We start from the raw sequence: 12,074 nt of genomic DNA, 5'->3' as shown, positions 1-12,074 counted from the left end.
CTAGACCGCCGCCGAGCCGACACGGCCCTTGCGCAGTGCATCGATGACCGCTTCTTTCGGGCCGTCAGCGACGACCCGGCCGTTGTCCAGCACCAGCAACCGGTCCACCAGGCTCAGCATCGAGGTGCGGTGGGTGACCAGCAGCAGGGTTTTGCCTTGCACCCAGCCATGCAGTTTCTGCCGCAGTGCATCTTCGCTGCTGTTGTCCATGGCGCTGGTGGGTTCGTCGAGCAGCATGATCGGCGGATCGAGCAGTAACGCGCGCGCCAGCAACACCGCCTGGCGCTGGCCGCCGGATAGCAGTTGTCCGCGTTCGCCCACCGGTCGGTCGAAGCCTTGCGGATGTTGTCGGGCCAGCTCGGTGACGCCAGTCAGTTCGGCGACTTCGAGCATGCGTGAATCGCTGATGTAACGCGCGCCCAGGGTCAGGTTGTCGCGCAGGCTGCCGGCCAGCATCGGCAGGTCGTGGGCGACATATCCGATCTGCTGGCGCAGGTCAGCCACGTCCAGTTGGCGCAGGTCGAGGCCGTCGAGCAGCAATTGGCCTTGCTCCGCTTCGTAGAAGCCCATGACCAATCGCGCCAACGTGCTTTTGCCGGAGCCGCTGCGGCCGATGATGCCGACCCGCTCGCCGGGTTTCAGGCTGAAGCTGACCTCGCTCAGCGCCGGTGCGTTCTGGCCGTTGTAGTGGAACGTCACGCCGCTGACGTCGAGGGCGCCTTGCAGCTGCGTGCGTTCCAGTGGCCGTTGTTTGCCGTCGCGTTCCTGCGGCAGGGCCATCAGCGCGTCGGTGCTTTTCATGGTCAGTTGCGCTTGCTGGTAGCGGGTGATCAGCCCGGCGATCTGCCCGAGCGGGGCGAGCACACGACTGCCAAGCATGTAGGTGGCAACCAGCGCGCCGACACTGAGGTTGCCGGCAATGATGCTGTAGACCCCGGCAACAATCGTCGCCATCCCGGAAAACTGCTGGATGAACAGCGTGCCGTTGGTGGCCAGCGCCGACAGGTTGCGCGCGTGGCTGTCGAGGCGGGTGAGGGCGCCGTGGGTGCTTTCCCATTTGTGCTGGCGCTCGCTTTCGGCGCCGCAGGCCTTGAGGGTTTCCAGGCCACCGAGGGTTTCGATCAGCACTGCCTGACGCTCGGCGCCGAGGCTCAGGCTTTTCTGCACGGTGTCACGCAGGCGCACTTGAATCGCCATGGCGAAGATGATCGTGATCGGAAACGCCAGCAGCGGAATCACCACCAGCCAGCCGCCAAGCAGGCCGATCACTACCAGCATCAACACCACGAAGGGCAAGTCGATCAGGCTGGTCAGGGTCACGGCGGTGAGAAACTCACGCAGGCCCTGGAAGTCGTGAATGCTCTGGGCAAAGCCGCCGATGGTCGCCGGCCGCGCTTTCATCGACATGCCGGTGATGCGCTCGAACAACGTTGCCGAGAGGATCACATCGGTTTTCTTCCCGGCGGTGTCGAGCAGGTGCGCACGCACCACGCGCAGCACCAGTTCAAAACCGGTGCCGATCAGCAAACCGATCGACAGCACCCACAGCGTCGAGGTCGCCTGATTGGGCACCACGCGATCGTAGGTCTGCATGACGAACAGCGGCACCATCAGGCCGAGCAGGTTGATCAGAAAACTGGCGAGAATCGCATCGCTGTACAGCCATTTTGACAGTTTAAGGGTGTCGCGAAACCACGCATTTACCCGTGGCACCAGCGGCGCGCGCAGGTCTTCGAGTTCGTGACGCGGACGGGCGAACAAGGCCTGGCCGCTGTAGTGTTCGCCAAGCTCTTCGCGGCTCACCCATTGCTCGCCGCCGTCGGCTTCGCTGGGCAGCAGCAGGGCTTTGCCATCCTCGCCAAACCGCCGCAGCACAGCGGTGCGGCCGTCGTTGAGCAGCAACAGAATCGGCAGGTTCAGCGGTGAAATGTCTTTCAATTCACGGCGCAACAAGCGCGCCTGTAATCCGGCCCGCGCGGCTGCACGGGGCAGCAGATCGAGGCTCAGGCGTTGTTTGTTCAGGGGCAGCCCGGCACTCAGGCTGGCACGACTGACCGTGGCGCCATGCAGTTTGCAGAGGATCAGCAGACCGTCGAGTAACGGATCGTCGAAGCTCAGGCGCGGATCGACCCCGGTGGCGCCGGGTTCCATGCTGGTCATAGTGATTGCCTCTGTTGAACGGGCTCGGTTATCGGATCGTTCCCACGCTCTGCGTGGGAATGCCTCTAGGGACGCTCTGCGTCCAGTGACGCGGAGCGTCACGGGCTGCATTCCCACGCAGAGCGTGGGAACGATCAGAGATCGCAGCCTTCGGCAGGTCCTGCAGGATCTATTTCAACTCGGGCAGGCGCGCCTGGTTTTTCACTTCGGTCGTGGCAATCGCATCAGCCGGCAGCACCACGCGTTGCTTGCTCAGCAACTGGCCCATGTTCGCCAGCACGCGGTACATCGAGTATTCCTCGGTGTAGCGGATTTCGGTGTAGCGACGGTTGGCGTTGTACAGCTCGTTTTCGCTGTCGAGCAGGTCGAGCAGGGTGCGTTGGCCGAGGCCGAACTGGTCCTGATAAGCGGCGCGCACGCGTTTGGTGGTTTCGGCGTATTCGCGAGCGGTCGGCGTCTGCTTCTTGGCGTTCTCCATGGCGTTCCAGGCCAGGCGAATGTTCTCGTTGAGCTGACGCAGGGCGTTGTTGCGGATGTCCATCGCCTGGTTGATGTCGTGGGCATTCGCGGCCAGACGTGCCTTGTCGCTGCCGCCACGGAACAGGTTGTAGTTCATCACCACACCGACACGCCATTCGTTGTCGTGGCCTTCGTCGCCCTGCACGTTGTTGTTCGCGCCCACTGCCGCTTCCGCGTCGAAGCGCGGGTAGAACGGCGACTTGGCCACTTCGTACTGGCTCTCGGCGGACTGCACGTCAGCCTGGGCCGATTTCAGGTACGGGTTGTTGTCGACCATGCTCTGCTGCGCTTCACGCAGGTCCGGCGGCATCTCACCGCGAGTCGAGGCCGGGGTTTCCAGCTCATCGGGCATGCGTCCGACCACGCTGTAGAAATTCGATTCGGCGTCGGCCAGATCGACTTCGGCGGTGTCGAGGTTGTTCTGCGCCAGTGCACGACGGGCAACCGATTGATCGGAGTCGGCGGTACTGCCGATGCCGCGCTCGGTGCGCAGGCCGATCTGATCGTTGACGCGCAAGTGCGCCTGCAGGTTGTTCTTCGCCAGCGTCACCAGTTCACGCCGCTTGAGCACTTCGAGGTAGACCTCGATGGTGCGCAGGGCCAGATCCTGTGCGGTGCCTTGCGCGTAGTAGGCGCGCGAATTGGACACGCCCTTGGTGCGCTCGACCTCGTTGGCGGTGTTGAAACCGTCGAAGATCATCTGCCGCAAACGCAGCTCGGACTGGGTGTAATTGAGGATTTCGGTGTTGTGATTACCGAAGGCACGGGTGTTGGTGTTGTCGCTGTAGCCGCGCCCGTAGGCAGCGTTCAGATCGACCGACGGATAAAACCCGCCCTTGGCCACTTTCACCTGCTCATCCGCAGACAGGCGGGCGTCCACGCGCGAAGCCAGCTCCGGGTGGGTGGCGATGGTGCTTTGAATCGCCTCGGTGAGGTTCATCGCCTGGGCTTGGGAAGTGCAAGCCATGGCCAGCAAAACCGCGCTGCAGAGGGGGGTTAAAACGCGCATGGGTGCATCTCCCTGGATCTCAATGTTGTGTTACTGTCGCCAAATATTTGACGTAAATTTAGGGTGTAAGCGTTTCACTCTTGTAACAACAGAGCTAAGAACATCCTAGAGCGTAGCTAAGAAAAAATTTTCATAAGGTTTATTCCAAAAAAAACTTATGCGGTTTTTCAAAAGCAGCACATTGTTCAGCTCGAAAGCCTTTGTTTTATGCGCTTTAGGGAGCTCGAAAAGGCTTGAGGAAAGTTCCATTCACTTTGCGAGACACTGCGAAGTACTGCTGAAGGGGAGGGACGCGTAGCGGGGAATGAGCGACAGATTTTTGTCACTCGGGTGATTCACCACCGTTACGTAGCGCTAGTGGGTCGATGGATTGAACAGGGTTGGCAAGTGCTTGATAGCGCTGACAATTCACCTCAAACCGGGCCTGCGAAGCGAACTGTCGAGGGTGCGAGCGTCGCCCCCGGCAACCCGATTGAGCCATGGGCTGCTTCGCGAACCTGTGCCGACGGTGGTCGGCAGCGGAGGATTTCACATGGCAGCGCTCATCGGTACGGTCACAAAAGTCATTGGTCAGGTGTTCGCTCAGGCGGGCGACGGCATCAAGCGTCCGCTGTTCGAGGGCGATCGTTTGTACGCTGGCGATCAACTGATCACCGGCGCGGAAGGCGCGGTGGCAGTGAAACTGCAAAACGGCGAGGAATTGACCCTCGGCCGGGGCAGCAGCATCACCATGACCGGGCAATTGCTGGCCGACCAGGCTGTGCCGGTGAACGTCGACGAAGCGCAGACCCCAAGCCAGGCGCAACTGACCGATGTCGAGCAAATCCAGCAAGCCATCGCCGCCGGTGAAGACCCGAGCAAAACCGCCGAAGCCACCGCGGCCGGCCCCAACGCGCCCACCGGCAATACCGGTGAACTGGGCGGCGGGCACAGTTTCGTTCTGCTCACCGAAGTCGGCGGCCGAGTCGATCCGATCATTGGTTTCCCCACCGCTGGCTTCAACGGTATTCCCGAATTTCCCGAGTATCGTCGCGACGCGGACATCGACAATGGCGACGACACGCCAGCGCCGGTCGTGGTGCCAGCGCCACCAGTGAACAACCCGGTCATCCTCAACGGCCTCAATGGGGCGGATGGCGAACTCAACCTCAATGAAGCCAATCTGCCTGACGGTACAGCGGCCAATCCAGGCGCGCTGACGCAAAGTGGCAGCTTCACGGTCTCGGCAGCGGATGGTTTGAACAGCCTGAGCATCGGCGGCATCAACGTGATTGTTGGCGGCGTGCCGATCGGCTTTCCCCAGTCGATCACCACGCAACTGGGCAACACCCTGACCATCACCGGTTACAACGCGGCGACCGGCACGGTCAGCTACAGCTACACCCTCAACGGTAACGAAACCCACGCGGCCGGCGACGGCGTGAACAATCTCAGCGAACAGTTCACCGTGATCGCCACCGACAGCAATGGCGACAGCGCCACTGGCACGCTGGACGTGAATATCACCGACGACGTGCCCAAAGCGTTTGACGACGCCAACGGCATTGCCTCGGAAACCTTGCTGACCCTGACCGGCAACGTCCTCACCAACGACATACAAGGTGCTGACCGCGTACCCACCGGACCGGTCACGCCGGGTACTTTCACCGGTACTTACGGCACGTTGGTGCTGAACGCCGACGGCACCTACACCTACACGCTCAATACCAGCGATGCCGATTTCAAAGCCTTGACCGGCGGCGGCAACGGCAGCGAAACCTTCGCCTACACGATCACTGATGCCGACGGCGATAGCAGCACTGCCAATCTGGTTCTGCAGATCCACAACAACGACGATCCAGTCACCATCGACGGCCTGAACGTCGCCGGTGGCGAGTTGACGGTTTACGAGAAAAATCTCAGCGACGGCAGCGCCCCGGACACTGGCGCGCTGACGCAGAACGGCACGTTCACCATCACTGCACTGGACGGCGTCACCACGCTGACCGTCGGCGGCATCGCCGTAGTGACCAACGGCGTCGCCGCAGGCTTCCCGCAATCGATCACCACGCCACTGGGCAGCACGCTGACGATTACTGGTTTCAACGCTGCAACCGGCGTGGTCAGTTACAGCTACACCTTGGCTGATAACGAAGCGCATCCGAACGCCAACGGCGCGAATAATCTGCCTGAGCAGTTCGCAGTCACGGTCGTTGATGACAACGGCACTACCGCCACCGGGACCCTCGACGTCAACATCGTCGACGACCTGCCGAAAGCCAACGACGACAGCAACGGTACCGCGTCAGAAAGCCAACTGACGCTGACTGGCAACGTCCTGACCAACGACGTACAAGGCGCCGACCGCGTACCCACCGGTCCAGTCACGCCGGGCACTTTCACCGGCACGTTCGGCACCTTGGTTCTAAACGCCGACGGCACTTACACCTACACCCTGAACACCAGCGATGCCGATTTCAAAGCCTTGACCGGCGGCGGTAACGGCACCGAAACCTTCGCCTACACCATCACCGATGCCGACGGCGATACCAGCACTGCCAACCTCGTTCTGCAGATTCACAACAACGATGATCCAGTCACCATCGATGGCCTGAACGTCGCCGGTGGCGAGTTGACGATCTACGAAAAAAACCTCAGCGACGGCAGCGCCCCGGACACTGGCGCGCTCACCCAAAACGGCACCTTCACCATCACCGCACTGGACGGCGTCACCACGCTGACAGTCGGTGGCATCGCCGTGGTGACCAATGGTGTGGCCGCAGGTTTCCCGCAATCGATCACCACGCCACTGGGCAGCACGCTGACCATTACCGGGTTCAACGCTGCAACCGGCGTGGTCAGTTACAGCTACACTCTGGCTGACAACGAAACGCATCCGAACGCCAACGGCGCCAACAATCTGCCTGAGCAGTTCGCGGTCACGGTGGTCGATGACAACGGCACGACGGCCACCGGCACCCTCGACGTCAACATCGTCGACGACCTGCCGAAAGCGAACGACGACAGCAACGGTACCGCATCAGAAAGCCAACTGACCCTGACTGGCAACGTCCTGACCAACGACGTACAAGGCGCCGACCGCGTACCCACCGGTCCAGTCACGCCGGGCACTTTCACCGGCACGTTCGGCACCTTGGTTCTAAACGCCGACGGCACTTACACCTACACCCTGAACACCAGCGATGCCGATTTCAAAGCCTTGACCGGCGGCGGTAACGGCACCGAAACCTTCGCCTACACCATCACCGATGCCGACGGCGATACCAGCACTGCCAATCTCGTATTGAACATCCACAACAACGACGATCCGGTGCTGCTCAATGGCCTCGACGTCAACGGCGGCGAACTTACCGTCTACGAAAAAAACCTCAGCGACGGCACCAGCCCCAACACCCCGGCGCTGACCCAGAACGGCACTTTCACCGTCAGCGCTCTCGATGGTCTGCAGACCCTCACAGTCGGCGGCATCGCGGTGATCACCAATGGCGTGGCCGCAGGCTTCCCGCAATCAATCGTCACCCCGCTGGGCAGCACCTTGGCCATCAGCGGTTATGACCCGACGACCGGCGTGGTCAGCTACAGCTACACCCTGGTCGACAACGAAGCCCACTCGACTGCCAGCGGCGCCAACAGCCTCACTGAGAACTTCGACGTCGTCGCGACGGACACCGATGGCAGTACCGCCAGCGGCCAGATCAACGTCAATATCGTCGATGATTTGCCGACCGCGCATGCGGACGCGGCTTCGGTGGCGGAGGGCGGTACTGTCAGCGGTAACGTACTCAACAACGATGTCGGCGGCGCGGATGGCCCGGCGATTACCGGCGCAGTGGTCGGCGTGCGCGCCGGTGCCGACACCTCGACTTCGGCCATCGGCGGACTCAATTCGCAGATCAACGGCACCTACGGCTACCTCACGCTTGATGCCAACGGCAACGCCGTTTATCACAGCAATCCCAACGCGGTGAACGGTCCGGGTGCGGTGGATGTGTTCACCTACACCGTGCGCGATGCCGACGGTGATGAAAGCACCACGACGATCACCATCGACGTCTATAACAGCTGCCTGAAAGCGGTCAGCGACACTGACGTCACCGTCTACGAAAAAGCCCTCGACCTGAACCAGGATGGCCAGGATCTGGCGGCGGGCAGTGTGGTCGGCAGCGATCCGAACAGCACTGGCGAAACCGCTTCCGGCACACTGGTCGGCTCGGTCACCGGTGCGGTCGGCGCGATCAGTTATGCACTGGTCGGCAGCGCCACCGGCAATTACGGGCAGATCGTCCTCAACGCCAATGGCACTTACACCTACACCCTGACTTCGCCGGCTACCACTACGCCGCACGCTGACGACGGCGCCAACAGCCTGAGCGAGACCTTCACCTATCAGGCGACCGACTCTCTCGGCAACGTCGTCACCAGCACAATCGTCGTGAGCATCGTCGATGACGTGCCGAAAGCACTGAATGACAGCAACGCGACCAACGCGACCGAAGACCAGTTGACCCTGACCGGCAACGTCCTCGATAACGATGTGCAGGGCGCCGACCGCGTCGCCAGCGGCCCGGTAACCGCCGGTACTTTCACTGGCACTTACGGCACGCTGGTGCTCAACGCCAACGGCACTTACACCTACACGCTGGACGCCAATGACGCCGACTTCAAAAACCTCCACGGCGGCGGCAACGGCACGGAAACCTTCGCCTACACCATCACCGACGCGGACGGCGACACCAGCACCGCCAACCTGGTGCTGAACATCCATAACAACGACGATCCGGTGTGCCTCGACGGCCTCGATGTGAAGGGCGGCGAAATCACCGTCTACGAGAAAAACCTCAGCGACGGCAGCAGCCCCAACACTTCGGCGCTGACCCAGAGCGGCAGCTTCACCGTGACTGCGCTTGATGGCCTGCAAACCCTCACGGTCGGCGGCATTGCGGTGATCAGCAATGGCGTCGCCGCCGGTTTGCCGCAATCGGTGGTCTCGCCACTGGGCAGCACCTTCACCATCACCGGTTACGATCCGGCCTCCGGCGTGGTCAGTTACAGCTACACCCTGGTCGACAACGAAGCCCATCCGAACGCCAACGGTGCCAACAGCCTCAGCGAGAGCTTCGACGTGGTCGCCACTGATACCGATGGCAGTACCGCCAGCGGTCAGATCAACGTCAACATCGTCGACGATCTGCCGACTGCCAACGCCGATACCGGCTCGGTAGCGGAGGGCGGCACGGTCAATGTCAGTGTGCTCGGCAATGACCTCAGCGGTGCCGACGGCGCCGCCACGGTGGTCGGCGTGCGCGCCGGCAGCAACACCGCGACGTCAGCCAGCGGCGGGCTCAACAGCAACATCAACGGCAACTACGGCTACCTGACCCTCGACGCGGCGGGCAACGCGGTTTACCACAGCAACCCGAACTCGGTGAGCCCGCCGGGCGCGACCGACACGTTCACCTACACCATCCGTGACAGCGATGGCGACGAAAGCACCACAACGCTGACCATCAATGTCGCCGACAGCAAACTGGTCGCCTCGGTGGATCAGGATGTGACGGTCTACGAAAAAGCCCTCGACCTGAACAAGGATGGCCAGGATCTCGCCCCCGGCACAGTCACCGGCAGCGAACCGGGCAACATCGGCGAAACCGCCAGCGGCACGCTGGTCGGTTCGGTCAGTGGCGGCAGCGGCGCGATCACGTACACCCTGGTCGGCAACGCCACCGGCAGCTACGGGCAACTGCTGCTCAACGCTGATGGCACCTACACCTACACGCTGACGTCGGCACCGAAAACCGCCCCGAGCGCCAACGACGGGCCGAACACCCTGAGCGAAACGTTCACCTACAAAGCCACCGATGCGCTGGGCAACAGCACCACCAGCACCCTCGTGGTCAACATCGTCGACGACATACCGAAAGCCGTTGCCTCGGATCGCTCGGTAACCGCAGTGGAGATTGATTCCAACATCCTCATCGTCCTCGACATCTCCGGCAGCATGGCCGATCCCTCTGGCGTGCCGGGCCTGTCGCGGCTGGCACTGGCCAAGCAGGCCATTGGCGCCTTGCTCGACAAGTACGATGATCTGGGCGATGTGAAAGTGCAGTTGGTGACGTTCAGCAGCAATGCCGCCGACCGCACCACGGTGTGGGTCGATGTCGCTACTGCCAAGACATTGCTCGCCGGCCTCAACGCCGGCGGCGGCACCAACTACGATGCCGCCGTGGCGGTGATGCAGACCGCGTTCGACACCTCCGGCAAACTCACCGGGGCACAGAACGTCGGCTACTTCTTCTCCGACGGCAAGCCCAACGAGGGCGACATCGGCACGGCTGACGAGGCCGCGCTGAAAAACTTCCTCGACGCCAACAACATCAAGAACTATGCAATCGGTCTGGGCAGTGGCGTGAGCAACGCCAACCTTGATCCGCTGGCCTACGACGGCATCAACCACACCAACACTAATGCGGTGGTGGTCACCGATCTCAACCAGCTCAACTCGGTGCTGTCCGGCACTGTGCAGGGCGCGCCGGTCACCGGTTCGCTGCTGGGCGAGGGCGGCTCGTTCGGTGCCGATGGCGGTTTCATCAAGTCGATCGTGGTCGACGGCACCACCTACACCTACGACCCGAAAGCCCTTGGTGGCCAGGGTTCGTTGACCGCGAGCGGTGGCGCCAACCACGGCACTTTCAATACCGCCAACAACACCGTCAGTATCGCCACCAACAACAGCGGCACGCTGGTGGTCAACCTCGATACCGGCGAATACAGCTACACCTCGCAGAAAACCACCGCCGTGGTCATCACCGAAAACATCGGCTTCACCGTCAGCGACAACGACGGCGATCTGGCCAGCTCCACCCTGACGGTGAAAGTGATCCCCAACGCGCCGCCAGTGGCGATGGACGATCACGTCATCACCAACGTGCTCTCGGGCAACATCGTGGTGCCGGGTGAGCTGCTGCTGGCCAATGACAGCGATCCGAACGGCGACACCCTCAACGCCACGCCAACCAGCTTCAACACCGGTTGGGTTTCGAAAGCGGCGGACTTCACCGGTACCGGCCTGATCGGTTTCACTGGGCAGAACAATAATGCGGCCAACCAGAACCTGGCCAACGTGCGCAGCGCCTTCAGCGCCAATGCCGCGACCATGACCGCCGTGCTGGTGGTCAGCGGTTATCTGGGCATGGTGAGCAACAGCAATGCCAACGATGAAGATCGCATCACCGTCAATCTACGTCAGGGCGAAACCCTCAATCTGGATCACAATCTGGGTGCCGGTAAGATCAGCATGGAGTATTCGCTCAACGGCGGTGCCTGGATGGCGCTGGCGGACGGCCAGACCCTCAGCGCCTCGGCGGACGGCGTCTACCAGATCCACATCACCAACATTGGTAATGGTGGCGGCAACCCGAACGCGGCGGAAAACTACCAACTGACCATGACCCTCAACTATGCGGGGGCCCACGACATCACGCCGGACTACCACGGCACCTACACCGCCAACGATAACCACGGCGGCAGCGACACGGCCAACGTCAGCATCAGCTATCAGGACGGCCACACCCTGACCGGCACTGCTGGCGACGATGTGTTGGTAGCGGGCAGCGGCAACAATGTGATCAACGCCGGCGAAGGCAACGACGTGCTCAGCGCAGGCTCGGGCAACAACGAAATGCACGGCGACGGCGGCAACGACTTGCTCTACAGCGGCGCGGGCAATGACCTGCTCGACGGCGGCACTGGCAGCGACACCGCCAGCTACGCCCACGCCACGGCCGCCGTCACCGTCAATCTCGGCCTGCTCGGTGCGCAAAACACCCTCGGCGCCGGTACCGATACGCTGACCGGCATCGAAAACCTGCTCGGCTCGAACTTCAACGACAGCCTCACCGGCGACGGCAACAACAACGTGATCAACGGCGGCCTCGGCAACGACTTCCTCAATGGCGGCGCTGGCGATGACTATCTGATCGGTGGCATGGGCAACAATACGCTGACGGGCGGGGCAGGGGCCGACACCTTCCAGTGGCTCAAGGGCAACAGCGGCCACGACCTGATCACCGACTTCACCCCCGGTACCGACAAGCTCGACCTGTCGCAACTGCTGCAAGGCGAAAACGCCAGCACCGCGTCGCTGGACGACTATCTGCACTTCACCGTCAGCGGCAGCGGCGCCTCGGTGATGACCAGCATCGACGTCAGCGCCATGGCCGGCGGCACGCCGAACCAGACTATCGACCTCGCCGGCGTCAACCTCGCCAGCCATTACGGCGTGACACCGGGGGCGGGCGGCATGGTGGCTGGGGGGCATGACACGGCGACGATCATCAGCGGCATGCTTAATGATCATTCGTTGAAGGTGGATACGGTTTGACCTGAG

General features: G+C 62.1%; 3 protein-coding genes. 1 reads left to right on the top strand and 2 read right to left on the bottom strand.

From position 1 onward, the window contains the following. Together D8U61_RS08050 and D8U61_RS08045 are read right to left on the bottom strand one after the other, a co-directional pair. On the bottom strand, positions 1–2,160 hold the full coding sequence (locus D8U61_RS08050; protein ID WP_130926725.1) for a type I secretion system permease/ATPase: 2,160 nt from the start codon (positions 2,158–2,160) through the stop codon (positions 1–3). Positions 2,161–2,329: 169 nt separating this feature from the next. After that, positions 2,330–3,688 carry a TolC family outer membrane protein gene (locus D8U61_RS08045; RefSeq protein WP_016771146.1) on the bottom strand — a complete coding sequence of 453 codons (1,359 nt, stop codon included), beginning with the start codon at positions 3,686–3,688 and terminating at the stop codon, positions 2,330–2,332. A gap of 532 nt (positions 3,689–4,220) precedes the next feature. Here D8U61_RS08045 and D8U61_RS08040 point away from each other — a divergent pair. After that, entirely contained in the window at positions 4,221–12,068 is a 7,848-nt protein-coding gene (locus tag D8U61_RS08040; RefSeq protein WP_130926724.1) for a retention module-containing protein, read from the top strand. The last annotated feature ends 6 nt before the right edge of the window (positions 12,069–12,074 follow it).

The organism is Pseudomonas sp. Sample_14, from assembly GCF_004307515.1.
Lineage (GTDB): Bacteria > Pseudomonadota > Gammaproteobacteria > Pseudomonadales > Pseudomonadaceae > Aquipseudomonas > Aquipseudomonas atacamensis.
Note: the sequence above shows the minus strand (reverse complement) of the source record. Positions and strands in the feature narration are given on the sequence as shown.